Origin of the sequence: Streptomyces sp. IBSNAI002 (assembly GCF_052244475.1) — a bacterium.
Lineage (GTDB): Bacteria > Actinomycetota > Actinomycetes > Streptomycetales > Streptomycetaceae > Streptomyces.
Genome location: NZ_JBQPXG010000002.1, coordinates 8,143,501 through 8,166,929, shown reverse-complemented (window position 1 = coordinate 8,166,929; position 23,429 = coordinate 8,143,501). Strand labels below are relative to the sequence as shown.

At 72.1% G+C, this 23,429-nt stretch carries 23 protein-coding genes; 12 read left to right on the top strand and 11 right to left on the bottom strand.

What is annotated here, in order from left to right:
* Positions 1 to 21: 21 nt before the first annotated feature.
* Positions 22 to 1,506 (bottom strand): hypothetical protein, encoded by a 1,485-nt coding sequence (locus tag ACTVZO_RS37865; protein ID WP_443302683.1) that lies wholly within the window; start codon positions 1,504 to 1,506, stop codon positions 22 to 24.
* 120 nt (positions 1,507 to 1,626) lie between these two features.
* Between ACTVZO_RS37865 and ACTVZO_RS37860 the strand changes: the two genes are divergently transcribed.
* Positions 1,627 to 2,067 (top strand): VOC family protein, encoded by a 441-nt coding sequence (locus ACTVZO_RS37860; protein WP_443302681.1) that lies wholly within the window; start codon positions 1,627 to 1,629, stop codon positions 2,065 to 2,067.
* A gap of 44 nt (positions 2,068 to 2,111) precedes the next feature.
* On the opposite strand, the gene ACTVZO_RS37855 is transcribed toward ACTVZO_RS37860, so the two are convergent.
* From ACTVZO_RS37855 to ACTVZO_RS37840, 4 genes are all read right to left on the bottom strand, one after another.
* Positions 2,112 to 3,317 carry a vWA domain-containing protein gene (locus ACTVZO_RS37855; RefSeq protein ID WP_443302680.1) on the bottom strand — a complete coding sequence of 402 codons (1,206 nt, stop codon included), beginning with the start codon at positions 3,315 to 3,317 and terminating at the stop codon, positions 2,112 to 2,114.
* 122 nt (positions 3,318 to 3,439) lie between these two features.
* Entirely contained in the window at positions 3,440 to 4,732 is a 1,293-nt protein-coding gene (locus ACTVZO_RS37850; RefSeq protein ID WP_443302679.1) for an AAA family ATPase, read from the bottom strand.
* Positions 4,733 to 4,930: 198 nt separating this feature from the next.
* A complete protein-coding gene (locus tag ACTVZO_RS37845) occupies positions 4,931 to 6,373 on the bottom strand; it encodes a hypothetical protein (RefSeq protein ID WP_443302678.1) in 1,443 nt (480 codons plus the stop codon).
* Positions 6,374 to 6,519: 146 nt separating this feature from the next.
* Positions 6,520 to 8,142: an alanine/glycine:cation symporter family protein gene (locus ACTVZO_RS37840; RefSeq protein ID WP_443302677.1), complete on the bottom strand. Its 1,623-nt coding sequence runs from the start codon at positions 8,140 to 8,142 to the stop codon at positions 6,520 to 6,522.
* A gap of 706 nt (positions 8,143 to 8,848) precedes the next feature.
* Between ACTVZO_RS37840 and ACTVZO_RS37835 the strand changes: the two genes are divergently transcribed.
* The 9 genes from ACTVZO_RS37835 (at position 8,849) to ACTVZO_RS37795 (ending at position 17,191) form a co-directional block, all read left to right on the top strand.
* Positions 8,849 to 9,850, top strand: coding sequence for a beta-ketoacyl-ACP synthase 3 (locus ACTVZO_RS37835; RefSeq protein ID WP_443302676.1), 1,002 nt, complete (start codon positions 8,849 to 8,851; stop codon positions 9,848 to 9,850).
* 12 nt (positions 9,851 to 9,862) lie between these two features.
* Positions 9,863 to 10,114, top strand: coding sequence for an acyl carrier protein (locus ACTVZO_RS37830; RefSeq protein WP_443302675.1), 252 nt, complete (start codon positions 9,863 to 9,865; stop codon positions 10,112 to 10,114).
* A gap of 178 nt (positions 10,115 to 10,292) precedes the next feature.
* Positions 10,293 to 11,318 (top strand): mevalonate kinase, encoded by a 1,026-nt coding sequence (mvk, locus tag ACTVZO_RS37825; protein ID WP_443302674.1) that lies wholly within the window; start codon positions 10,293 to 10,295, stop codon positions 11,316 to 11,318.
* Positions 11,319 to 11,324: 6 nt separating this feature from the next.
* Positions 11,325 to 12,335, top strand: a complete 1,011-nt coding sequence (gene mvaD / locus ACTVZO_RS37820) for a diphosphomevalonate decarboxylase (protein WP_443302673.1) — start codon at positions 11,325 to 11,327, stop codon at positions 12,333 to 12,335.
* A complete protein-coding gene (locus ACTVZO_RS37815; RefSeq protein WP_443302672.1) occupies positions 12,335 to 13,507 on the top strand; it encodes a phosphomevalonate kinase in 1,173 nt (390 codons plus the stop codon). The genes mvaD and ACTVZO_RS37815 overlap by 1 nt, the downstream gene beginning before the upstream one ends.
* Positions 13,504 to 14,598, top strand: a complete 1,095-nt coding sequence (locus tag ACTVZO_RS37810) for a hydroxymethylglutaryl-CoA reductase (protein WP_443302671.1) — start codon at positions 13,504 to 13,506, stop codon at positions 14,596 to 14,598. The genes ACTVZO_RS37815 and ACTVZO_RS37810 overlap by 4 nt, the downstream gene beginning before the upstream one ends.
* Positions 14,588 to 15,910 carry a hydroxymethylglutaryl-CoA synthase gene (locus ACTVZO_RS37805; protein WP_443302670.1) on the top strand — a complete coding sequence of 441 codons (1,323 nt, stop codon included), beginning with the start codon at positions 14,588 to 14,590 and terminating at the stop codon, positions 15,908 to 15,910. The genes ACTVZO_RS37810 and ACTVZO_RS37805 overlap by 11 nt, the downstream gene beginning before the upstream one ends.
* Positions 15,855 to 16,256: a BlaI/MecI/CopY family transcriptional regulator gene (locus tag ACTVZO_RS37800; RefSeq protein ID WP_443302669.1), complete on the top strand. Its 402-nt coding sequence runs from the start codon at positions 15,855 to 15,857 to the stop codon at positions 16,254 to 16,256. The genes ACTVZO_RS37805 and ACTVZO_RS37800 overlap by 56 nt, the downstream gene beginning before the upstream one ends.
* A gap of 5 nt (positions 16,257 to 16,261) precedes the next feature.
* Entirely contained in the window at positions 16,262 to 17,191 is a 930-nt protein-coding gene (locus ACTVZO_RS37795; protein WP_443302668.1) for a M56 family metallopeptidase, read from the top strand.
* A gap of 16 nt (positions 17,192 to 17,207) precedes the next feature.
* Here ACTVZO_RS37795 and ACTVZO_RS37790 read toward each other — a convergent pair whose 3' ends face one another.
* The 3 genes from ACTVZO_RS37790 to ACTVZO_RS37780 form a co-directional block, all read right to left on the bottom strand.
* Entirely contained in the window at positions 17,208 to 17,759 is a 552-nt protein-coding gene (locus ACTVZO_RS37790) for a LysM peptidoglycan-binding domain-containing protein (RefSeq protein WP_443302667.1), read from the bottom strand.
* 80 nt (positions 17,760 to 17,839) lie between these two features.
* Positions 17,840 to 18,295: a tellurite resistance TerB family protein gene (locus ACTVZO_RS37785; RefSeq protein WP_443302666.1), complete on the bottom strand. Its 456-nt coding sequence runs from the start codon at positions 18,293 to 18,295 to the stop codon at positions 17,840 to 17,842.
* Positions 18,296 to 18,446: 151 nt separating this feature from the next.
* Positions 18,447 to 18,674, bottom strand: coding sequence for a hypothetical protein (locus ACTVZO_RS37780; protein ID WP_443302665.1), 228 nt, complete (start codon positions 18,672 to 18,674; stop codon positions 18,447 to 18,449).
* A 357-nt stretch (positions 18,675 to 19,031) separates the two neighbouring features.
* Here ACTVZO_RS37780 and ACTVZO_RS37775 point away from each other — a divergent pair, with 357 nt between their 5' ends.
* The gene (locus ACTVZO_RS37775) at positions 19,032 to 20,492 is read left to right on the top strand and encodes a tetratricopeptide repeat protein (RefSeq protein WP_443302664.1); all 1,461 of its coding nucleotides are present in this window, start codon (positions 19,032 to 19,034) and stop codon (positions 20,490 to 20,492) included.
* Here the strand turns inward: ACTVZO_RS37775 and ACTVZO_RS37770 are convergent.
* Together ACTVZO_RS37770 and ACTVZO_RS37765 are read right to left on the bottom strand one after the other, a co-directional pair.
* Positions 20,461 to 21,831 carry a cytochrome P450 gene (locus ACTVZO_RS37770; protein ID WP_443302663.1) on the bottom strand — a complete coding sequence of 457 codons (1,371 nt, stop codon included), beginning with the start codon at positions 21,829 to 21,831 and terminating at the stop codon, positions 20,461 to 20,463. The two genes, ACTVZO_RS37775 and ACTVZO_RS37770, sit on opposite strands and share 32 nt — an antisense overlap.
* Positions 21,824 to 22,636 (bottom strand): class I SAM-dependent methyltransferase, encoded by an 813-nt coding sequence (locus ACTVZO_RS37765; RefSeq protein WP_443302662.1) that lies wholly within the window; start codon positions 22,634 to 22,636, stop codon positions 21,824 to 21,826. The genes ACTVZO_RS37770 and ACTVZO_RS37765 overlap by 8 nt, the downstream gene beginning before the upstream one ends.
* Positions 22,637 to 22,784: 148 nt before the next feature.
* On the opposite strand from ACTVZO_RS37765, the gene ACTVZO_RS37760 reads away from it, so the two are divergent.
* Positions 22,785 to 22,958 (top strand): hypothetical protein, encoded by a 174-nt coding sequence (locus ACTVZO_RS37760; protein WP_443302661.1) that lies wholly within the window; start codon positions 22,785 to 22,787, stop codon positions 22,956 to 22,958.
* A gap of 45 nt (positions 22,959 to 23,003) precedes the next feature.
* Here ACTVZO_RS37760 and ACTVZO_RS37755 read toward each other — a convergent pair whose 3' ends face one another.
* Entirely contained in the window at positions 23,004 to 23,420 is a 417-nt protein-coding gene (locus tag ACTVZO_RS37755) for a lipocalin-like domain-containing protein (RefSeq protein ID WP_443302660.1), read from the bottom strand.
* Positions 23,421 to 23,429 lie beyond the last annotated feature (9 nt).

The window sequence follows — 23,429 nt, the reverse complement described above, 5'->3', positions numbered from 1 at the left end:
GCCGAGCGGTTGACCGGCGAGTCATTTTGGATGCGTCAGGCAGTGGTCGAGGAGTGCGTGCATGCGGGGGACGGGGAGCGACGGGTTGGCCGCGGCTCCCTCCGCGGTGCGCAGGTCGGTCAGGAGGGTCTCCAGGGTCTCCGGTGTCAGGATCGGGTTGGCGGCGGCTGCCCGGCGCACTGCGTCGTCGGGGTCTTCCAGCGGGGGTCCGGGCAGGGCGGGGTCGGCTGCGGCCAGTGCGCGTACCTCGGGGTCCGGGTGGCCGATGAGGTGCGTCCAGCCGGTGCGGGGGAACGTGGAGAGGGTCAGCAGGTGCGGGCGGTGGGCCGGGCGGGTCACGAAGACGTCCACGAGGAGGTGCGGCGGAGCCAGCGGGTGGTGGCAGGCCAGCCGGATCCGTACCTCCTCGTCATCGTCCCGAGCCAGTTTCCCGACGAGCTCCGCGGGCAGGCCCCGCCAGCTCGCCGCGGCCCGGCGGAGCACCGGTTCCCCGGACACCGCGCAGGTGGCGTACCAGTCGGGCGACGGCTCGGTGGCCGGCTCCGTGATCGGGCAGGTGCAGTCGGGGCCGTGGTCGACGATCGTGCGGATCTTCTCGCATTCGGTCCAGGTACGGACGGAGGGCTGGAGACGGGCGCGCATCCGGATGTCTTCGTCCGGATCCTCCCTCAGCTCCGCCGCCGCCGGGCCCAGGTCCGGCCGGGTGGCGATCAGCCTGCGGATCTCGGCGTCGGGGTGGCGGGCCAGCCGGGTCAGGGCCTCGGCCGGGGTATGGCGGTTCCAGGCCAGCGGATACACCTGGTCGTCCGCGAAGCACCGCTCGACGACCGCGGGTGACAGGGCACAGCTGCTGAGCACGGACACCGCGTAGCGTGAACCGATGGGCGGCAGCCCGGCCTCCACCGCCTCCGGGTCCAGTTGCCGGCTGCCCTGCCTGGCTGCCTCCCGTACGGCGGGGTCGGGGTCGTCGAGCAGGGCGGCGTGCTGGGCGGCGGTGAGCGACTGCCACTGGAAGGCGGCGTACAGACGGAGTGCGGGGTGGTCGTGGCCGGCCATGTCCTGCGGGAAGGAGACGGGGACCTGCCGGGAGGACCAGAGGTCCCCGAGGATGTCGTGCTCGGTGACCCTGCCGTCCTCGCCTCCGTCCTGGGCGGTCAGGAAGGTGACGAGGATGTCGTGCGGCAGGGACCGGAGCTGCCGGGGCTGGGGCCGGGGGCCGTGGGCGAGATGCGCACGGACGAGTCCCGAGGGGTCCGATGCCAAGGGAGCGAGCCGCGCGGGGTCCACGTGCCGGTTGCGGGCGAGGGCGCGGCGGACCGGCTCGGCCGGGTGGTGAACGGCCGCGTCGACGACGGCGTCGGGCAGGTCCCGGCCCTCGCACATCAGCAAACCGGCCCGGCCGGCCCCACCGGCCGCTTCGTCCAGGAGGCGTATCAGTACGTCGGCGGGCGCCGCCACGTTGAAGGCGATGCCGCGCAGCCACGGTTCACGGAGAGAGTCGGACACCACGTCATCCTGCCAGCTCGCCTGCTGAGACCCTCGGGCATCGTTCGGCGGTGGCGGCCGGCTCGCGGTTCTGCTGGGGTGGTGGCGACGGCGGCACGAGCAGCAGGAAGGAAGACCGGCATGGCGGTTCAGCGGATGGACAACGTCGGCATCGTCGTCGAGGACATGGAGGCCGCCATCGCGTTCTTCGTGGAACTCGGCATGGAACTGGAAGGCAGGGCGGAGGTCGAGGGACTCGTCGCCGACCAGTGCACCGGACTCGACGGCGTCCACTGTGACATCGCGATGGTCCGTACCCCGGACGGTCACAGCCGGCTCGAACTGGCGCGGTACCGCAGCCCCGCGGCGATCAGCGGCGAACCGCGCAACCGGCCGCACAACGTCCTGGGCACGCACCGCGTCATGTTCGCCGTCGACGACCTTGAGGACACCGTCGCCCGCCTGCGCCCTCACGGCTCCGAACTCGTCGGCGAGATCGCCCGGTTCGAGGACAGCTACCTGCTGTGCTACGTCCGCGGCCCGGAAGGCATCATCGTCGGACTGGCCGAGCAACTGCGCTGAGTGCCGGCGGCTGACGGACCGGGCTGCGCCGGCGGGCCGCCCGGTCAGCCGATGTGGACGACGCGGGCCCACACGGGCGGGCCGTCGGGTACGTAGTCCGGATCCTCCTCGTTGACGGTGCGGGGAGGGCGGGGGAAGAGCCCGACGACCGTGCGGCAGGACGGCTGCGCGGAGGGCCAGGGCGTCTGTCCGTCCGTCAGGGCGACGATCACGTCCGGGCGGGGACGCGAGCGGAGCGCACGGGCGAAGCCGGACCGCAGGTCCGTACCCCCGCCGCCGATCAGTTCGAGGCTCTCGGCCCGGCAGAGCGGGAGGGCGACGCCCGCCGCCGCGTCGCAGGAGATCACCGAGACCAGGTCGCGCCGCCCGCCCACCGCCCGTGAGATCGCCGCCACCTCCAGCAGCGCGCCGCCCAGCTCGGCGTCGCTCACCGACCCGGAGGTGTCGATCACGACGCAGACCCGGGGCGGCGTCCGGCGCAGGCTCGGCAGCACGACGCCGGGGACGCCGGCGGAGCGGCGGGACGGGCGCCGGTAGCTGTGGTCCTCTCCCGGCCCCGGCGCACCCACGGCCGCCCGAAGCGCCGCGCCGAGCAACTGCCGCCACGGCTGCGGAGGGTGGAACGCCTCGTCCGCCCAACGCCGCCACGCCTCCGGGGCGTCCCCGGGCCGGCCGGTGATCGCCTCGGCCACCCGGAAGCGCACCGCGTCGCGCTGCTGCCGGCTCAGGCCGTGCGCTCCCTCGGGCCCCAGCTCCCAGGGCCGCTCATGCCCGTCGGCGCCGCTGCCGCAGTCCAGCCAGGCCAGCCGTGGTGTGCGGCCCGCCATCGAGAACCGCCGCAGGTACTCCTCCATGAGCAGCCCGTCGGGCAGGCCCAGCATCGCCGGGAGCACCGCGCCCGCCGGCTTCGGCAGGCCATCGCCGTAGATGTCGTCGTTGATCTCGAAGTCGGCGGCGACGTTCTGCCGCAGCCGTTGTCCCGGCCCTTGCTCCCCGTGCTGCCGGGCGTACCGCGCGCTGCGTTCGTGGTGGTCTCGCAGCAGGTGGGACACCTCGTGCACCCAGACGCCCGCCAGCTCTTCCAGGGGGGTGCGCGCCACGAAGGACGGGGAGACGTAGCAGCGCCAGTAGGCGTCCACCGCCATGGTCGGCACGGACCGGTCCTCCACCACGTGGAGCGCGAAGAGCGCGCCGGCGAGGTACGGCCGTACGGCGACCGCGTACAGCCGCGCCGCCAGCAACTTGTCCATGTCCAGCGGGACCACGGGGCCCGGCGGTGCCCCGGGAACTTCGGCTCGCACCGGCCGCGGGGGCGGGGGCGGGGACATGGGGCGCGGCAGCGGGCGCGGCCCCGGCTGCTTCACGGGCCGGCTCATCGGTGCCCACCCGCCGGGCCCTTGGCGCCGGCGGCCGCCGCGGTACGGGCCACCGAGTCCTCCGCCCGTCGGGCGAGGCCGACCACGGCGGCGAGGCGCTCCACCGTCTCCGGGACCTCCCAGCCGTCGCGGCGCAGCGCGGCCAGCGCCTTCGCGGGGGCGACCAGCAGATCCGGTGCACCGGTCTCCAGTGCCCTGACCAGCACCGCCCAGCCCGCCTCCCAGCGCTCCCGCTCCGGGCGCGCCCCGACGGCGGCGACCACCGCTTCCAGCGTTGCCTGGCGCAGGTCGCCGCGCGCGGGCAGTTCGGCAGCGGCCGGGTCGGCGAGCAGCACGTCCGGGTCGGGCAGTTCCATGCGGTCGATGTGGGCGAGCAGTTCGAGGCCGGGCCCGTCCCCGACCGCACCGCGGACCAGCAGTGCCAGCACGTCCCGGGAGACGGAAGCCGCCGTGCCGAAGGCCAGCAGGGTCATCGCGGCCTCCCAGCTGCGGGGCGAGGGCCAGGCGCCGCCGCGGCGCGTCTCGGTGGTCGGCAGCCGGTGGATCAGGTTCGGGCGGGCGTTCAGGAAGCCGCAGACCGCCTGCCGGGCGAACGCCACCGCATCCGGCAGTCCCGCCGGGTCGAGCCGGGGCAGCTCCGCACGCGGCCAGACCCCGCCGAGGCCGCGTACGACCACCTCCCTGTCGTGCACCCAGTACAGGTGGACGAACCGGTTCGCCAGCGGCGGGCTCAGCTCCCAGCCGTCCGCGGCCGACGCACGCGGATTGGCCGCGGCCACGATCCGTACGCCGGGTGGCAGTTGCAGCGCGCCGACCCTCCGTTCCAGGACGACCCGTAGCAGTGCGGCCTGGACGGCAGGGGTGGCGGTGGACAGTTCGTCGAGGAAGAGCAGCCCCCGCCCGGTGCGCGCCAGCTCCACGGCCCATTGCGGCGGAGCCATGGGCACGCCGTTGGCCGCCGGGTCCTCGCCGACGATGGGCAGCCCGGAGAAGTCGGTCGGTTCGTGGACGCTGGCGATCACGGTCGTCAGCGGCAGATCGAGGGAGGCGGCGAGCTGGGTCAGGGCAGCCGTCTTGCCGATGCCGGGCTCGCCCCAGAGCAGTACGGGCAGGTCGGCGGCGACGGCCAGGGTGAGTGCCTCCAGCTGCTCGTCGGGGCGCGGTTCGGTCGTGGTGGTCCGCAGGAGGGTCAGGAGGCTGTCGGCGAGGGCGAGCTGTGCGCGGTCGGCCGGGGGCGGCAGAGGTACGGGCACGGTCACGGGCGTAGGCAGGAGGGTGCTTGAAGTCATGGGTATCACCTGGGTGTTCGGGGACGGGGGCCGTCCTGGATGTCGACGTCGTCGAGCGGCGCACGACGCCTGTGGAAGGCGCGCGCGGTTGCCGGGGCTGACGTCCGGTCCGGTCGGTTGCCGGTGTGGTTCGGGTACGGGGCGGTCGGACGTGGCCGTGCGGCAGACCGGGCCCGCGGGCGGGGGCGCTGCGGGCCTTCAGCTGTACTGGCCGGTCCGGGGCCTGGTGCGGCTGCCTTGTTTGCGGCGCAACTCCAGCGGCAGCCGGTGATCGGGCCGTGGCCGGTGGCCCGGGCTGCCCGTCGCTGCCGCGGCGGGGTGCACCGGTACCAGCCCCGAGCGGAAGAGCCCGTGGTCGAGGCGGCCGGTCACGGCGGCTTCCAACGCGTCCCGTAGGGGCCCTTCGCGCAGGACGGCGCCAGGACCGAGCAGCCCTTCGACCACGGCCAGGGCTCCGGTCACGTCGCCGTGGCCGAGCCGCTCTCGGACGGCGGGCAGCGCTTCGGGGCTGCGGTGCACCGTGTCGATCGCCCTGAGGCAGGGCAGGCCGGGCCCTCCGAGCGCCATGAGAAGTTCCTCACGGGCCAGTTGGGCCGGTTCGTGGTCGACCGCGGCCAGGGTCCCGTCGCGCAGCGCGATCCGGTGGACCTCCCCCAGGCATTCGACCCGGTGCGGGTCCGTTGGCCCGGGGGCCGCGTGGTCCGGCGGCCTTCCGGGGCCCGGGTCCACCACCGGACCCGAAACGGAGCCTGTGACGCCGGGCGGGCACAGCGCTGCCGCCACCAGCGGGTGCAGCCGTTCGGCACGGAGCAGTCCGGCCCGCAGCAGTTCCAGGTCCGGAAGCTTCCGGACAGCGGCCTCGGGAAGCACCGGGAGCTCCGCGATCCACTGCGGCGCCGGCACCTCCCGTACCGGCCGGAGGACGGGGGCGTGGCTGTCGTCGGGGGCGACGAGTTCGAGCACGGAGTGGTTGCGCGCGCCGAGCCGTACGGCGAGGGCCCCGCGAGGGCGGCCTTCGGCCCGCAGGAGCAGTTCCGCCTCGTGGGCCCAGTGGTCCGGCGGCCACGCGGGATCACGGCCGGCGGGCCGGTGCGGTGTGTCCGCGCCGCACCGCTGTGCCAGCTCGGCGCTGCGCGTGGCGTCCCAGAGGTGGCGGTGCAGGTCGAGACGGAACCGCCGGTCGGGGTGCGGGTGCGGGTGGTGCTCCGGTGCGCCGTCGCGCGAATCCTCCCAGAGCGCCAGGGACATCCGCTGGCCTGCGTCCGCCCAGGCGGGCGGGGTCCGCACGACGAGCTGCGGGGCTGAGGGGCCCAGGTCGCCGTAGCGGGCCAGGGAAAGGGTGAGACCGGGCCGGAGCCGCCCGTCGGGGGCGATCCGGGGGATGTTCCAGCGCAGCAGATCCGGCGCCAGTCGGCGCAGATCGGCCCGGAGGCGGGTGGCGAGGAGGGTGCCGTGGCTGTCGCGCACGGCGCGCAGATCGAAATCGACGTCGATGCGGGCTGCGGCGCAGGCACCGGCCCAGTCGCCGGCCGCGCGGCGCGCGGTCGCGTTTTCGATCATGGACGGTGGCACGGCGTACTCGCGTACGCGCTGCCACATCAGGAGGCGGGCGGGAATCGGTTCCGCGAAGTGAAGTGCCATCAGCACTCACCTTGCACGGACGATTCCCCCAATCCGAAGAAGGGGAAGTTGTTCATCACCGGCATCATAAGCAGCTCCCGGATGATCTGTCAGCCACGAATCGTGAGGCCACGGCGCCGTGGTCGCACCTCCTGACGCGGCGCGGTTCAGCCCCGGCCACCCTTGTCGCCCTTGTCGCGGTTGCCGGTGGTGGCCGGCGTACGGCCCCCGGCCCCGTCGGCTTCCCGCGCGGCGCGACCGCGCAGGTGGGCCCGGTACGAGGCGAGCTCCCGCTTCACGATCGGTGCCATCAGGTACAGGCCGATGACGTTGAACAGGGCCAGGACGAAGACGAGCGCGTCGGCCAGGTCCAGGACCGCTCCCAGGGTGAGCAGCGCGCCGGCCACGGCGCAGGCGGACACGAGGAGTTTGTAGAGGGCCAGGCTGGTCCGGCTGCGGCCGAAGAGGTCGGCCCAGCCCTGCTCGCCGTAGTAGGTCCAGGTGATGATCGTCGAGAAGGCGAAGAGGACGACGGCGACGGTCAGGACGTACGGGAACCACGGCATGACGGTGGCGAAGGCGTCGGAGGTGAGGGCGACCCCGCCCGGCGCGGCCTCGCCGTTCGCGACCGCCTCGCGGGCGTCCAGCCAGCTCTGGGGCCGGGCGATGATGATGGTGAGCGCGGTGACCGTGCAGACGATGACGGTGTCGATGAAGGGGCCGAGCATCGCCACGAACCCCTCGGTCACCGGATGGCGGGTGCGCACCGCGGCGTGGGCCATGGGGGCCGAGCCCAGGCCGGCTTCGTTCGAGAACGCCGCGCGCTGGAACCCGACGACCATCACGCCGACGAAGCCGCCCGCCACGCCGGACGGCTGGAAGGCGCCCTCCACGACCGAGGCCAGGGCTCTGGGCACGGAGCCGATGTTGGCGGTGATGACGACGAGACAGGCCCCGATGTAGACGGCGGCCATCGCCGGCACCAGCCGGGCGGTGACGGCGCCGATGGTCCGCATCCCGCCGAGCAGGACCGCCGCGATCAGTACGGAGGCCACCAGCCCGAAGACCAGCCCGGCGCCGGGGCCGCCGAGCCATCCGGTGTCGCCGCCGGTCACCGTCCGCAGCTGGGCGAGGCTCTGGTTGATCTGGAACATGTTGCCGCCGAGCACCGCGAAGATCACGATGATCACGGCGAAGACGGGCGCGAGGAGCCGGCCCAGCCAGGCCATGCCGCGGTCGGCGAGGCCGCGCCGCAGGTACTGGAGGGGGCCGCCGCGGACGGTGCCGTCCTCGTCCACCTCGCGGTACTTCACGCCCAGGGTGCACTCGGTGAACTTGATGGCCATGCCGAGCAGGCCGCACAGGACCATCCAGAACGTGGCGCCGGGGCCTCCGATCGTCACGGCGACGGCGACGCCCGCGATGTTGCCGAGCCCGACGGTCCCGGAGACGGCCGCCGTGAGCGCGCGGAACGGCGTGACCTCTCCCGGTTCCCCGGCGGCTCCCTTCCTGCGGCTGCTCGCCCGCACGAGCGAGACGGCGTGGCGGAATCCGCGCAGCTGGACGGCTCCGAAGTACACGGAGAACACCGCGCCGGCGATGACCAGCCAGGCGACGATCCAGGGGAAGGTGACTCCGAAGACGGTGACTTCGGCGAATATCAGGCCGGATATGAAATCGGTGAGGGGGTCGAATACTCCGCTGATGGCGTCTTCGACGGCCGATCCGACGGAACTGTCGGAGGCGGCGAGGATATTCGGGGTGGTCGCGGATGCGTGGAGGATCTGCATGAAGGGAGGGGCTCCTCGTTCGCGCTGAACGCGGCACGTGCCGCGTAGATGAATGGTCAACTGACGGCAAAGGGACGTCCAGGGACTTTGGTCCTTTTCCGGCCGTACGGTCTGACTCCGGTCTCCGCTGGTCCGTACGTGCGAACGGGACCAAAGACTCACCTCCGGCGCGGAACTGTCACCATTCGGACCGACCATCGGACGAATTCGAGCAATGCGTTCCCGCACGAATTCGAGAAGGTCCTCCCGTCCCGCGAGGCGGATAAGCAGCGGGAATCTTCGGCGGAGAGGTTCGAGCCCGTCCGTGCACCCCGAGCCCGCCCGGAAGCCTCGGGCATCTGCCCGTGGGTGCACCGGCGCACGGGCAGCGCAGCCGCCGCTTCGGCTCGGTCGCGCGGTCGCGCGCACTGGGGGGACGGTGGACGAAACGGGCCGTCCGCCCTGACCGGGCTGCGGTCCGGTGGCTGAGCCGGTCCGGCGATTCAACGCGTTCACGCATCCCGCCGTCGCAGGCGCAGACACCCCGCCCGCTGAGGGTGAGGATGGGCTGACGGGGCCTCCCCCTGCGGTACCGCCGGCCTTCGGCGGGCGCAGCGAGGCCTTGCTCCTGCCTTGGGCGGGCGGGGTCCGGGCTACGGCCCGGGCCTCTCCCCCGCCTCACCCATCGGTCTTTGCCTGGCGCTGTCGCTGGACACTGGAGCGCACGTTGAACGTACATCAAGAGAGCTTCGCGGACGTGGTCACGATCGCGGCCAACGGCCCGTTCCCCCGGCCCGGTTCCCGGATCGCCGGACTCGGTGCGTACCGGCCGGTGACCGTCGTCCCCAATGCGTTGGCCGCGGACGCGGCGGGGGTGGACGCGCAGTGGATCGAGCAGCGCGTCGGAATCCACGAGCGGCGCCACGCCACCGGCGGGGAGAGCGTGGTGGCGATGGCGGTGGAGGCCGGGAACAAGGCCCTCGCCGACGCGGGCGCCGGCCCCGGCGACGTCGACGTGATCATCCTGGCCACGTGCTCGATGCCTTCGCCGATGCCCAACGGGGCGGCGTCGGTGGCGGCCTTGCTCGGCTGTCCGGCCGCTGCCGGGTTCGACGTGAACGCCGCCTGCTCCGGGTTCAGCCATGCGCTGGCCGTCGGTGACGCCCTCGTACGGGCCGGCACCGCGCGCAACGTCCTGGTCGTCGCCTCGGAGCGGATGAGCGACTGGGTCTCGGCCCGGGACCGCAACACCGGGCCGATCTTCGCCGACGGCGCGGCCGCCGCCCTCGTCTCCCCCTCCGAGCGGCCCGGGATCTTCCCGGTCGCGTGGGGAAGCGACGGCCGGCGGGCCGGGCTGATCAACATCCGGCCCGAGACCGGGCACATGGAGATGGCCGGACGGAAGGTGTACCGCTGGACCACCAGTGCCCTGATGCCGGCCGTCCAGGGCGCCTGCGAGCGAGCGGGCATCACTCCGCAGCAGCTGAAGGCGTTCGTACCGCACCAGGCGAACCTGAGGATCATCGACATCCTCGCCCAGGCCATCGGAGCCCCCGGCATGGTCACCGCCCGGGACGTGACGTCGGCCGGGAACACGTGCGCCGCGTCCGTGCCGCTGGGCTTCCACGCGCTGCGCCGGCACGGGCAGATCCACAGCGGCGATCCGGTGCTCCTCTTCGGTTTCGGTGCCGGCCTCACCTACGCCGCCCAGGTCGTCATCACCCCCTGACTGGAGGATCCGATGCATACGGAGACAGACATCCCGACCGGTGTCCGGCAGCTGGTCGCCGCCCTCGCGGAGCGCCCCGCCGGGGAGGTCCAGCCCGGTGACCGGCTGCTGGAGGACCTGGGCCTGGACTCACTGCAGATCACCGAACTCGCCCAGAAGCTGGAGCACCTGCTCGGCCGGCCCGTCGACGAGGACCTCCTCAACGCCGAAGGCGTCACCGTCGCCGACTGCGCCGCGCTCGCCGAAAGGGGCTCTGCACCATGACTGCCTGCCCGCCGCCGAAGGCTGCCGAGAGCCTGTCGAGCCTGCGCACCTGCGTCGAAATCACGTGTGACATCTTCCTGCGCGTCGTGCCCGCCGCTCCCTCGCGGGAACTCCCCCTCCCGGCGGCACTCTCCGCCAGACCGTGGCTCCCCCACGTGCTGACCCGGGTTCCGCTGTCATGACCGGGCCCATTTCGGGAGTCCTCCAAGGACTCCTGACCAGGCGCAGGTCCCGGGCCGCGAGGACCCTTTCGGCCACGGGGACGGCCCATGCCAAGGCGATCCTGCTGGGCGAACACGCCGCTGTGTACGGTGCGCCCGCGCTCGCCCTGCCCCTGACCGCGCTGACCTGCCGAGCCACTGTCACCGCCGCCCGCGACGGCGCCCGGGGACTCCACAGCATGCGCGTCCTGGGGACTCCGCCCCCGCCCGCGCAGGGCGTCCTTCTCGACTCCGGCAAGCCGCCACCCGGGATGTCCCTGCTGGTCGACGCCGTACTCCAACGCGCCGATGCCAAGCGCCCGCAGGGCGTGGACCTGGAACTGGCCACCGCCATCCCGCCGGGCCGGGGCCTCGGCGCCAGCGCCGCGTACGCCCGCGCCCTGACCTACGCGCTGGCCGGACTGCTGCGGCTGGACCTGCGCGACCGGGAGGTGTTCGACTACGTGCAACTCGCCGAAACGGCGGCGCACGGACACGCGTCCGGTATCGACGCGCTGACCACCGGCAGCATCCGGCCCGTGCTCCTCCAGGCAGGCGTTTCCAGTTCGCCACCGGTCGCACGGGAAGCATGGGTGGTCGTCGCCGACTCCGGCACATCGGGCAGCACCCATCAGGCCGTCGCGATGCTCCGCGCGTGTTTCGACGCCCGCCCCGAGGCACGGACCAGGTTCCTCTTCGAGTCGTCGGCGCTCACCCGCAGGGCGCTGCGCGCCCTGGCCGAGGGGCATCTGGACATCGTCGGCTTCTGCATGACCGACACCCACCAGCTGCTGTCCGACCTGAGGCTCAGCACCGCGGACCTCGACGCCCTGGTGGAGGCGGCCTTGGACCACGGGGCCCTGGGTGCCAAGCTCACCGGAGGCGGGCTCGGCGGATGCGTCATCGCCCTGGCCGGGACCGCCGCCTCCGCCGACGCCCTGGCCGCCCACCTCGCCCGGCACGGAGCGGTCCGCACCTGGACCGCCCGCGTCGAAGGCGGGTGAACCCCGGTGACCTCGCGCTCCCTTGCCGCGACCGCGGTCGCCCATCCCAACATCGCCCTGGTCAAGTACTGGGGGAAGCTCGACGAGGAGCTGATCCTGCCCCTGGCGGACAGCTTGTCCATGACCCTCGACGTGTTCCCCACCACCACGACGGTCCGTCTCGCACCCGGGCAGGCACAGGACTGCGTCCGCATCGACGGCTCACCGGCCGCGGGCGAGCCCTTGCGGAGGATCACCGCCTTCCTCGACCGGCTCCGTATCCGTACCGGCCGCACGGAACGGGCCCTGGTGGAGACCGGCAACACCGTGCCGGTCGGAGCAGGACTGGCCTCTTCCGCGGCGGGGTTCGCCGCGCTCGCGGTGGCCGCGGCCACCGCCTACGAAGCCGGCCTCGACCCGGCGGGCCTGTCCCGCCTGGCCCGCCGCGGCTCGGGATCCGCCTGCCGCTCGGTCTTCGGCGGCTTCGTCCACTGGCACGCCGCCGCCCCCGGCGCACAGGACCGCGACCACGCCTCCTACGCCGAACCCCTCGACGACGTCCACCCCGGCCTGCAGCCCGCAATGATCGCGGTGCTCCTCCAGACCACCCCCAAGGCCGTCTCCAGCCGCGAGGCGATGCACCGCACCGTCGCCACCTCGCCCCTGTACGGCAGCTGGCTGCGCTCCACGCGCGAAGCCCTCCCGTCCATGCGCAGCGCCCTCAGAGCCGGCGACCTGGAACGGGTCGGAGCCATCGCCGAACGCAACGCGCTCGGCATGCACGCAACGATGGAAACCGCCCTCCCCCCTGTCAGATACCTGACGCCGGCCTCGCACCACCTCCTCGCGCACGTCCGCACCATGCGCGCGAACGGGGAGCCGGTGTGGGCGACGATGGACGCGGGCCCCAACGTCAAGGTCCTGTGCCCCGCGGTCGAAGCCCCGCGGATCGCGGCCGAGCTCGCCGCGGTGTCGGGGAGTCCGACGGCCATCGCCCGCCCCGGCCCCGGTGCGATCCTCGTCGCAGGCGGCGTGTGATGGCCCGGCCGGTCACCTGCCGGGCACCCGGCAAACTCCTCGTCGCCGGCGAGTACGCCGTCCTGACCCCCGGTCAGCCGGCGATCGTCGCGGCCGTCGACCGTTACGTCACCGTCACGGCCGCCCCGGCCCGGCACGCCGACATCGAAGTGGTCACCACCCTCGCCACTGCGCCCCTTCTGCTGCACCGGGACACCGACGGACAACTCCCCGACCCCACCCGCACGTCCCGCCCCCGAGGCCTCCTCCACCTCCTCGCGGCGGTCTCCGCCGTCGACGCACTCCGGGCCGCACTCGGCGCGCCCCCGCTTCCCGTGCGCCTGTCCGTGCACTCCGCCCTGCACGACCAGGGCGTCAAGATCGGACTGGGCTCCAGCGGTGCCGTCACCGTCGCCACCGTCCAGGCGCTGGGCGGCTTCTTCCGGCTGCGCCTCACCCCCGAGGTCCGGCTGCGCCTGGCGCTGCTGGCCACCGCCGCGGCCGATCCCCACGCCTCCGGGGCGGACGTCGCCGCCAGCACATGGGGCGGCTGGATCCGCTACTGCGCACCCGAGCGCGCGGCACTGCACCGGATGAGAGCACGGCACGGGGTCACCGCCGCCCTGTTCGCCGAATGGCCCGGCCTGTCCCTGACACCCGTCCCGGCGCCCGCCGGCGCCCTGCACGTGGGATGGACGGGCTCCCCCGCCTCCACCACGGCCAAGGTCCGCCGGCTCCAGGACACCGAGTGGTGGGACAGCACGGCCCACCGGCGGTTCCGTACCCGCAGCGCCCTGATCGCCGATGCGCTCGCCCACGCTCTGCGCCACGGCGCCGACACCGTGCCGGTGCGCACGATCGATGCCGCCCGCAGACTCCTGGCCGGCCTCGACCGGCAGACGTCCGCGGGGATCTTCACACCCGCCCTCACCACCCTCTGTCACGCCGCGCACGTCCTCGGAGGTGCGGGGAAGCCCTCCGGGGCCGGCGGTGGAGACTGCGGCATCGCCGTGCTCCCGCCATCAGCCGACCCGGGCGCCCTCCACCGCGCGTGGACCGACGCGGGCATCTGCCCCCTCGACCTGCGCACGGCGCCACCACAGCCGTCCCCGGGCTGGACACATCCCATCGGACCACGCCCCCGCACCGCGCTGCCCACCGCCGCGGGGCCCGGCGCGAGGAGGACACCGTGACCGTTCGTCCCGCTCCCCTGCCCGACCGGACAGCCGTCCCCGCGGACCGGCCCACCCCCATCCCCACACGCTGGGTCGGCCCGATCCGGATCAGCGGGAACGCCGCGTCCGGTGAGATCCACGTACCGCTGGCCACCTACGAAACGCCGCTGTGGCCCTCGGTCGCCCGCGGGGCCGGGCTCTCCCGCCTCGTCGCCGACGGCATCAAGGTCACTCTCGTCGACGAGCGGATGACCCGCTCGGTCCTCCTCGAGGCCCCTGACGCCGAGACCGCGTACGCCGCCGCCCGCGCGATCCATGACCGCACCGAAGAGCTGCGCCGGCTGACCAGACGGTCCAGCCGGTTCGCCGAACTCCTGGGCATCCGGCACGAGATCACCGGACCCCTGCTGTTCGTCCGCTTCGAGTTCGCGACCGGCGACGCCGCGGGACACAACATGGCCACCCTGGCCGCTGACCTCCTGCTGGCCCACCTGCTCCAGCACGTCCCCGGCCTCGCCTACGGATCCGTCTCCGGGAACTACTGCACCGACAAGAAGGCCACCGCGATCAACGGGATCCTGGGCCGCGGCAAGAACGCCACCGCCGAAATCCTCGTCCCCCGGAGCCTCGTCGCCGGGCGGCTGCGCACGACCGCCGCCAGGATCGCCCGCCTGAACGTCCACAAGAACCTGGTGGGCACCCTCCTCGCCGGCGGGGTCCGGTCAGCCAACGCGCACTACGCCAACATGCTCCTCGCCGTCTACCTCGCCACCGGCCAGGACGCCGCGAACATCGTCGAAGGCTCCCAGGGCATCACCTACGCCACCGACCGCGGCGGTGACCTCTACTTCTCCTGCACCCTGCCCAACCTCGTCGTGGGCACCGTCGGCAACGGCAAGCACCTGCCCGCGGTCGAAGCAGCCCTGACGCGGCTCGGCTGCCGAGACGAGCGACCCACCGGGCAGAACGCCCGGCGCCTCGCCGCCATCACCGCCGCGACCGTCCTGTGCGGGGAACTGTCCCTCATGGCCGCCCAGACCAACCCCGGCGAGCTGATGCGTACGCACACCCGCATCGAACGGGCCTCTGGAGACCGGCATGAGCACTGACCCGCCCGTGGGTATCCACGACCTGAACTTCGCCACCACCAGCCTGGTCCTGACCCACGACGAGCTGGCCCGCCACACCGGGGCCAACCCCGCCAAGTACCGCCACGGCATCGGCCAGACCTCCATGAGCATCCCCGCCGCCGACGAGGACATCGTCACCCTGGCCGCGAACGCCGCCGCCCCGGTCATCGGCCGCCACGGCACGGACGGGATCCGTACTCTGCTCTTCGCCACGGAGAGCGGCATCGACCAGTCGAAGGCCGCGGGTGTCTACGTCCACCGGCTTCTCGGCCTGCACCGCAACGTCCGCGTCGTCGAGCTCAAACAGGCGTGCTACGGCGCCACCGCCGCCCTCCAGCTCGCCCGCGCGCTGGTCCTCACCGACCCGGACCAGCAGGTCCTGGTCCTGGCCTCCGACATCGCCCGCTACGACCTCGACAGCCCCGGGGAGGCCACCCAAGGGGCCGCCGCGGCCGCCCTCCTCATCGCGGCCCGTCCCGCCATCGCCGTCCTCAACACCCCATCCGGCCTCTACACCCGCGACGTCATGGACTTCTGGCGCCCCACCTACCGCTCCACCCCCCTCGTCGACGGCAAGAAGTCCGTCGACACCTACCTCGAAGCCCTCACCGCCACCTGGCACGACTACCGGGCCCGCGGCGGGCTGCCCTTCGAGAAACTCCGGGCCCTCTGCTACCACCAGCCCTTCACGCGCATGGCCCACAAAGCCCACCACCATCTCCTCAAGACCGTCGGCACCACCCCGACCAGCCAGGCCGTCATCGAGGCGATCGGGGCGACGACCGGCTACAACGAAGCCATCGGAAACAGCTACACCGCCTCCGTCCACCTCGCTCTCGCCTCGCTCCTCGACTCGGACGCCCCCCTCGACGGCGAGACCATCGGCCTCTTCAGCTACGGCTCCGGCAGCGTCGCCGAATTCCTCACCGCCACCGTCGTGCCCGGCTACCGCACCGCGCTGCGCACCGGCGCGCACCGCCGCGGCATCACGGACCGCACGCCCCTCACGTACGACGCCTACCGCGCCCTGCACGGCCGGCTGCTGCCCACCGACGGCCGGGAACACCTCCTCCCCCACCAGACCGACGGCACCTACCGCCTCGCCGGCGTCAACGCCCACCAACGCCTCTACACGGCCACCCCCGACCGTTCCAGCCAGGCACCCTGCGAGGATCAGTACGATGAACCGCGCCGCAACGAGGTGCGCGCAGCACACAGCCGGGAGGCAACGGGACATGAACGCCTCGCACAGCACGGGCGACCGGGATTCCCGCCGACGCGGTCAGGGTGAGCTCGAATCCCAGGTCCTTGCCGTGCTCGGCCGGGCGCCGCGGCCCGTGAACGCCGCGTGGGTCCAGGAGCGCCTCCCCGGGGACCTGGCCTACACGACCGTGATGACGATCCTGACCCGCCTCCATGCCAAAGGCGCGGTCGTCCGCGAGCGTGCGGGCCGGTCCTTCGAATGGGTGCCGGTCGCCGACGAGGCGGGACTGGCCGCGCTGCGCATGCGCAAGGTCCTGGACGGGGAAGCCGACCGCGAGGCGGTGCTGGCCAGCTTCGTCACCACCCTTTCCCCCGGCGACGAGCAGGTGCTGCGCAACGTGCTGGCCCAGCTCGCCGACGAGGGAGAAGGCTGACCGCGATGGGGGTGTTCGTCTTCCTGCCGCTGGTACTGCCCTTCACCGCTTGGCCCATCGCCCGCCTCGCCGAGCATCACCTTCATCCGCGGACCGCCACCCGCCTGCTGGCCTCGATCGCCGCCGTGCTCGCGGTGTGCAGCACGCTGTGCCTGGTCCTGCTCATGGTGGTCGGCACCGCACAGCTGCCCGGCAATCCTCTTCCGGACGGCTGGTCGGACCCGGAGGTGCGCGCGGCGCTGCCCTATGACGAGGTGGCCGGAAAGGCCGCCATACCCGCACTCCTGGCCGTCATCACCGGCGGCGCGCGGCAGGCCTGTCGGCACCACCGGGTGCGCCGCGGCGCTGCCCGCGCCCTCGCCGCGCTGCCGGACCGAAGTGTGGCCGTACTGCCGGACGACACGCCGTACGCCTACGCTCTGCCCGGCTCCCGGGACCGGATCGTGGTGACGGCCGGAATGCTCGCCGAGCTGAGCGGCCCGGAGCGTCGGGCCCTGTTCGCCCACGAACGTGCCCACCTCATCGGACGCCACCACCGCTTCCTGATGGCCGTGCAGCTGGCCGCGTGCGCGAACCCGTTCCTGCGTCCGCTGCGGACCTCGGTCAGGTACACCACGGAGCGCTGGGCGGACGAGGAGGCGGCGGCCACGACCGGCAGCCGCCGCACCGTGGCCCGGGCCGTCGCCAAGGCCGCGCTCGTCACCCGGGGCGCGCCCGCGGCCACGCTCGCGCACTTCGCGGCGCCGGGCCCGGTGCCACGGCGGGTGGCGGCCCTGCTCGCCCCCGCTCCGCTGTCGCGGGCATGGCCGTCGGTGTTCACCGCGGCGGGTCTGGCGGTCTGGGGAGCTGCCGTCGGCGCCGCGGTCTCGGCGCTGTCCTCGGCGAACTCGGCCATCACCCTGTTCTTCGTACTCAAGGCCGCGACCCCGCTGTGAGCGGCGCGGGCCGGCGCTAGGGAATCGTCAGCACCTGGCCGACGGCCAGCAGGTCCGGATCCTCGACGCCGCTGGCCGCGGCGATGTCGGGGTAGCGGCTGCCGTCGCCGTAGAAGCGTTCGGCGATGTCCCAGAGGGTGTCGCCGGGTTCGACGGCGTAGGTGCGCGGCTCCGGAACGAACGGGGGCTCCTGTCCGGCGGCGGGGGCCTCAGCCGGTTCCGCGACGGCGAGGGGATGGTCGGTGTCGGTGTCCGACGCCCACAGCGGGCCGCCGCCTGCGGCGTACAGCACCACGTTGCGGTCCGCCTGGACGACCAGCCGTCCGGGGTCCTCCCCGTTGGTGCCGGTGGCCCACACCGGACCGTAGTCGCTGTAGAGCACGAAGTTGCCGTCCTGCTGGAGGACTGCTCGCCGGACTCCCTGCTCGTGGGTGTCGGTCGCCCATACGACGCCGCCGGGCTCGGAGAGCACGAGGTTGCCGTCGTCCTGGAGCGTCAGGACGTAGGCGCCGCCCAGCAGGGACTGGCCGAGACCGATTTCGTCACCCGGGTACAGGGTGTCACTCATGGACGTTCCTTTCGAACGGGGGGATGCGCTTCGAGGCCGTCGCACGGCCTCTGGCCTGCCTGGCGGCCTACGGGCCGGTGCTACAGGTCGAACTCGTGCGGGGGCAGGTCGAGCGTGTAGCAGGCTTCGCGGACGACGGCCCGCTCGGTCTTGTCGAAATCGCCGTCGGCGCCACCGATGACGATGCCGATCTGGATGACGGCCCGGGCTTCGGCGGGCTTCTTCTTGGCCTTGGCGATCTCCTGCAGGACGCTGACCCTGCCGAAGTCGAAGTCGGCGGTCAGCTTGTCCAGGTTCTCGTCGAATCGCCGCTGGAGGTCGGCGGCGTCGAAGTTGCGCAGCACGTCGTTGGTGGCGATCAGCTGGGCGACGCGCCGGCGCTCGGACGGGTCGATGCTGCCGTCGGCGGCGGCGACGAGGGCGCACATCGCCATGGAGGCGTCGCGGAACGCACCGGACTTGAGATCGTTCTTCTTCGCTTCCAGCTGCGTCTGCATCTGCTGGGCGGATTCCTTGATGCGGTCCCACAGGGCCATGCCAACTCCATTTCCGACGGGCGGGCGGTCCAAGGGCGTAGAAGCTCCTTCCGGACCACCTAACTTCTACACACTTGTAGAAGTTACCAGTCGTGACGACCTCGGCGACACACGGGGGCCGGCCGGTACCGCACCGGCCGGCCCCCGCCGTTCACGCCTGCTTGGCCGAGGCGTCCAGCGCGGCCAGCGCCTGCGCCCAGCGCGCGTACTTCAGGTCGGCGAGGTCGGCGACGGTCTTGACGCCGAACGCCTCCTTCAGGAGACCACCCTGCCGCTCACTGACCCCCTTCAGGGCGTCCACGGGCGCGGCGAGTATCTCCGGCAGGCTCTTGTCGGCCCACGCCTTGTCCAGCACCTTGTCCAGATCGATCGAAGCCACAGCGGTCCTTCCACGTCTACTACACGACTGTAGAAGCGTATGGGCGGACGGGGCGCCACGGGGCCCATCCCGGCCGATCGCGCGAGAAAGGCCTGAAACCGGCCCTACGGGGAAGGCCCTTCGGGCAATTCCTCCACTCGAGCGGATCAACATCCCTTGAAGAGACCGGGGATTGACCGCACCCTCGTCGTTCACACCCTCCAACAGGCTTCACAAGCGCACAATCTGACGCTCTCGAATACCTCACGGAGCACATTTCCCTCTTGCCGCTCGATACACCGTGCTGTGAACTGTAAAGACCCATTGGAAGCAGCCGCAGGGCGCGAGCGAGCCCAACGGGCTGCACATGGAGAGCTCGTGAACATCAGCCCCAAAGAGCCGAACTCCATTCTGCGCCACCTCATCGGCGAATCAGGGTGGACTCTGGAGGAGTTCGCGCGAGCCGTCAATGCCCTCGGACGCGGTCAGGGAATCCCTTTGCGCTACGACCGCACGTCGGTGGCTCACTGGCTGACCGGTTCACGTCCCCGCCCCCCTGTCCCTGATGTCGTTGCCCAGGTACTGAGCAGACGGCTCGGCCGGCTCATCCGGGCGCAGGACACGGACCTCCTTTCCGTAGTGGTCGATCCCACTGATGCGACGCCTCTCACCCAGGCCTCCCTCATCGAAGACCCGGTTCTCCGGCTCCTGGCGCTGTGCCGCCTCGAGCTCGCGCCCAGCGGCTGCGCCGTGATCGCCGCGCACGCTTTCCGCTTGCAGGAAGCGGCCGTTCCGCCTCCACGCGAGGGGGCGCCGTCCGGCGGTTCCCGCGTTTCCTCGCAGCCGTCGGCCCGGCCCGCCGGCGGCAACGTCCTGCCCATGGTCGGACGGGCCCGTGTCGCGCATGCCGCGCTGCTCGAAAGGATGCTCTCGTCCTATGCCGACCTCGACGAGGAGTTCGGCGGCGGCCGGGCCCGAACCTCCCTGGCCACGTGCCTCGCAGACGTCGCCGTGCCCTTGCTCGCCTCGACGGCGCCACCTGCGCTGCACGACCGGATACGGAGCCTCTCGGCGCAGCTGGCGCTCGTCCTCGCCTCGATGCACGCGGACAGCAGGGCCGAAGGGGCAGCCCAGATCTACCAGAACGCCGCGCTGCACCTGTCCGCCCATTCCGCGGACCCCGCGACGCCGGCGCTGGCACTCCAGGCGATGAGCAGTCAAGCGTCCCGGCTGGGGCACGACTGGTATGCGCTCGGACTCGCGGCACGCGCCGTCGGCGCGACCGACGAGTACGCGGCATCGGCCGTCCGCGGACTCGCGTTCCAAAGGCGCGCCGTCGCCCACGCGCTGGTCGGACAGTACGACGCCGCCTCGGAGGACATCAGCAGCGCGCGGGAGATCCTGCGACAGGACCCCTACTCGGCGCACCCGTTGATCCCTGCGAGCGCCGCCGCGTTCCACGAGTCCGCCGCCCGCGTGCACGAGGTCGCGGGCGACACGCGTCGCGCGGTCAAGGCATGGCTGGCCTCGATAGATCACCGTGCTCAGCCGCTCCAGCGGTCCGGCGTGCTGGCCCACGCGTCGCTCGCGGGGCTCATGATCCGCACCGGGCACGTACAGGCCGCCTACCCCCATGTCAGGGCCTTCGCCGCCCGTCATCACGACTTCGAGTCGGCGCGCGTGCACGAGGCCCGTGTGCGCCTGGTAGAGCAGTTGCGTCCGTTTCGCTCCCACGCGGCCGCCCGATTCATGCTCCAGCACCTGGAACCGGCGGAGATGTTCGGGGGGAACGGAACATCAGCACCGACTACGGCTGCTTCCAACGCTGTTGGAGGGTGAGGTCGAGGGACGTGGGTGCCAGAGTGATCCGCGCGGCCGGACGTGGGTGTACCGACGGAGGCTTGATGTGCCAGCGAGCGGCGATGGAGGCGAGGGCGAGCGTGGAATCAACGATGCTGAAGGTGTCGCCAATGCACTTGCGGGCGCCGGCAGCGAAGGGAATGTACGCGTGGCGGGGGCGCATCGCGAGAGGACCCGGAAGCCAGCGGTCGGGGTCGAAACGCTCCGGGTCGGGATAGTGAACGGCCTGATGGTGGATGAGGTAGGGGCTGTAGATGATGACGCTGCCCGCGGGGAGGGGGTGTCCTGCCAGTTCGGTGGCGGTCGTGGTGGCCCGGGTCAGGCACCAGACCGGTGCGTACTTGCGGAGCGTCTCGTGGACGATCCGCCTCGTCAGATCCAGGTGCGGTAGGTCCTCCCAGGTGGCGATGCGGCCGCCGAACACGGTGTCGGCTTCGTCCTGCAGCCTCTCCTGCACGTCGGGGTCGCCGGCCAGCGCGTACATCGCCCAGGCCAGTCCGTTGGCGGTGCTCTCGATACCGGCGATCAGCATGGTGCTGATCTGATCGTGTATCTCGCTGTCCCCCAGCAGACGGTCGTCCGCGTCACGAGCCGTCACCAGTGCGGACAGCACGTCGTCGTGGCGGCCACCGTTCAACCTGTGGTCGGCCAGGACGCACTGCACCGCGGCACGGATCTCGGCTTGAGCACGTCGGTAGCGGCGGTTGCCCGGAGTGGGTACTCCTCCCATGGCTGCCATCGACATGACCATGTGCCGGTACGCTCCGCCGGTGATGAGCCCCAAGGAGGCTTCCACGACCTGCGTGGCACGAGTTGCCGGATCGTCGGCATCGCCGGGGTCACCCGTGAACAGGGCCCGGGCCACGATCCTGGCGGCGAGCCGGTGCATCTCGGCGGAAGCGGATATGGTCTGGCCGTCCCGCCAGGTGCCGAGCACCACGGCGATCTGCTCGCTCATCACCCGCGCGTAGGCCGGGAGCCGGTCGTTTCGGAAGAGTGGCTGCAAGCGCCGTCGCTGGGCTCGATGATCTCGATACGGGCAGGTCACCAGCCCGTTCCCGCCCACAGTGCGGAGCTTGTCCATCACCGGACCGCCCTTGTCGAACACGCGGTCGTTGCGCAGGACTTGGTCCACCAACGCGGAGTCGCACACCACGTGCGCCTGCCAGCGGCCGATCCTGACCTGCACCAGGTCGCCTTGCGCGGGCAGCGACTCCATGAAGGGCAGCAGCCCGTTGCGCAGCTGCAGGAGGTGACCGATCACCGGCAGGAGCCCTGCGGCTGTCGTGACCTTCCATGTCGTCCGCGTCTCAGACATGGCGTCGGCCGCTCACGGAGAGGAGGAGAAGCGCAAGGTCGGTGAACCCGGGGGTGTCCAGCAGATCGGCGCAGTCGGTCAGGTCCTGCTGGGTGACGAGCCCTTGTCCGACCATGGCAGGCCCGGTCTGCTCCAGCGTGAGGCGCACGAGCACGTCGGCGTTGCGGCCGCGGCCCACCACACCCGGGGTGCAGCGGAGGTCTATCTCTTCAAGACCAAGCCGTGCGAACAATCCGGGCAGTGAAGTGGCCCAGCGGAAATCGGCCTGCATGGCGTCGGCGGTCAAACCGATCAGGGCATTCATGCACCGGTGATAGGCGTCCCCATGAGCGTCAGGGGGCGGAATTATGATCACCCCGTCCACATGCACCCACCCCCCGGGGGCGGTCCAGTCGACCATCCGGGCGAGGACGTCTTCGCGCTCGGGCAGGTGCTCGAGCAATGCGCGAGCGTGAACCAGATCAAAGGATTCAACGGGAAAGCCCTCCTTGACCACGTCGTGCCGCAAGAGGGCCAGGTTCGGCACGTCAGGGGGCAACAGCCGCAGGTCTACGTCCGTCGCCACCACCTGTCCGGGCGCACACCGCGCGGCCAGCCACCGTGCGACGGAGCCGGCCCCGCCCCCCAGCTCCAGGCAGCGCCAGCCTGGTTGGATACCACGATTCTCGATGACCGCGCAGGTTGCCGGATCCGCGAACGCCTCCAGAGCCTGCAGACGCCGCCGCTCCATCGGGATCCGATGGTCGAGCAGCCCCGCTCCGTATTGCTCGCCACCGGATCCGCCCGCTTCAGGTACTACTTCCATGATCTACCTCCCGAGTTCCTCGGATCGAATCCCGTCACAGTCCGTGCAGTTGGTCGCGGGAGCACGCCCTGAGCCCATTGGTGTGAACGGGGAACGGGGACCGGCGGGTCCGCTTCACCACGACACGGTCGCTGGGAACGTTTCGAGCATGCAAGATCCCTTCGATCAGGCCCTCGCCTGTCGCATCGTCGCCCACCCGGCGTTCGGAGCACTCTGCCGCCGCCTCGAAACGGATGACGGCGTCGCCGCGCCGCCGGAACAACGATTGCCGCAGCAGCTCGAGCAGGGTGAGCACGCCGTCGTCGGACCACCTGTTCCCTGACCGCCCGGGCGTCCGCTCTCCCGGCCCGGCCGTCCGTCGCGTCCGTCATGCGCTCAACCGCCGCCAGACCAGGTGCGGAGCGATGCCACCGGCCATGGGAGGGGGTGAGAGGGTCATCGTGTCCTGTGCGAAGGCCAGGGTCCTGGTCTGGCAGGTGCCCGCCCAGTCCAGGATCGACGAAGCCTCGATGTGGTGCATGACCTCGTCCCCCGAGCTTTCGTAGGTTCCGAAGTAGCCGACGTAGGAGACTCCTGCGGCCAGGCCTTCGGCGGTGATGGCCGCGGCGCGGTCCGGCGGCGGCGCGGTGATCCCGCCGCCCGTGAGGTGCACGCTGACGCGCCCTTCGGAGGTGTAGACGAGGAGCCCGTCCGGCCGGTCGCCGAACGGCCGGGCCACGACCTGTCCCGCCGGTGCCAGGAGGTGGCAGGCGAGCAGCCGCCAGGTGCCGACGAGGCCGGTCATGAGGCACCC

Excerpts from the sequence above, each read along its gene's own strand:
- ACTVZO_RS37805 (WP_443302670.1), top strand. The coding sequence starts at position 14,588 with ATGAGCACTGACCCGCCCGTGGGTATCCACGACCTGAACTTCGCCACC.
- ACTVZO_RS37760 (WP_443302661.1), top strand. The coding sequence starts at position 22,785 with ATGCAAGATCCCTTCGATCAGGCCCTCGCCTGTCGCATCGTCGCCCAC.
- ACTVZO_RS37795 (WP_443302668.1), top strand. The coding sequence starts at position 16,262 with ATGGGGGTGTTCGTCTTCCTGCCGCTGGTACTGCCCTTCACCGCTTGG.
- ACTVZO_RS37755 (WP_443302660.1), bottom strand. The coding sequence starts at position 23,420 with ATGACCGGCCTCGTCGGCACCTGGCGGCTGCTCGCCTGCCACCTCCTG.
- ACTVZO_RS37840 (WP_443302677.1), bottom strand. The coding sequence starts at position 8,142 with ATGCAGATCCTCCACGCATCCGCGACCACCCCGAATATCCTCGCCGCC.
- ACTVZO_RS37785 (WP_443302666.1), bottom strand. The coding sequence starts at position 18,295 with ATGGCCCTGTGGGACCGCATCAAGGAATCCGCCCAGCAGATGCAGACG.
- ACTVZO_RS37845 (WP_443302678.1), bottom strand. The coding sequence starts at position 6,373 with ATGGCACTTCACTTCGCGGAACCGATTCCCGCCCGCCTCCTGATGTGG.
- mvk (WP_443302674.1), top strand. The coding sequence starts at position 10,293 with ATGACCGGGCCCATTTCGGGAGTCCTCCAAGGACTCCTGACCAGGCGC.
- ACTVZO_RS37815 (WP_443302672.1), top strand. The coding sequence starts at position 12,335 with ATGGCCCGGCCGGTCACCTGCCGGGCACCCGGCAAACTCCTCGTCGCC.
- ACTVZO_RS37860 (WP_443302681.1), top strand. The coding sequence starts at position 1,627 with ATGGCGGTTCAGCGGATGGACAACGTCGGCATCGTCGTCGAGGACATG.
- ACTVZO_RS37855 (WP_443302680.1), bottom strand. The coding sequence starts at position 3,317 with ATGGACAAGTTGCTGGCGGCGCGGCTGTACGCGGTCGCCGTACGGCCG.
- ACTVZO_RS37765 (WP_443302662.1), bottom strand. The coding sequence starts at position 22,636 with ATGGAAGTAGTACCTGAAGCGGGCGGATCCGGTGGCGAGCAATACGGA.
- ACTVZO_RS37830 (WP_443302675.1), top strand. The coding sequence starts at position 9,863 with ATGCATACGGAGACAGACATCCCGACCGGTGTCCGGCAGCTGGTCGCC.
- ACTVZO_RS37850 (WP_443302679.1), bottom strand. The coding sequence starts at position 4,732 with ATGACTTCAAGCACCCTCCTGCCTACGCCCGTGACCGTGCCCGTACCT.
- ACTVZO_RS37790 (WP_443302667.1), bottom strand. The coding sequence starts at position 17,759 with ATGAGTGACACCCTGTACCCGGGTGACGAAATCGGTCTCGGCCAGTCC.
- ACTVZO_RS37800 (WP_443302669.1), top strand. The coding sequence starts at position 15,855 with ATGAACGCCTCGCACAGCACGGGCGACCGGGATTCCCGCCGACGCGGT.
- ACTVZO_RS37770 (WP_443302663.1), bottom strand. The coding sequence starts at position 21,831 with ATGTCTGAGACGCGGACGACATGGAAGGTCACGACAGCCGCAGGGCTC.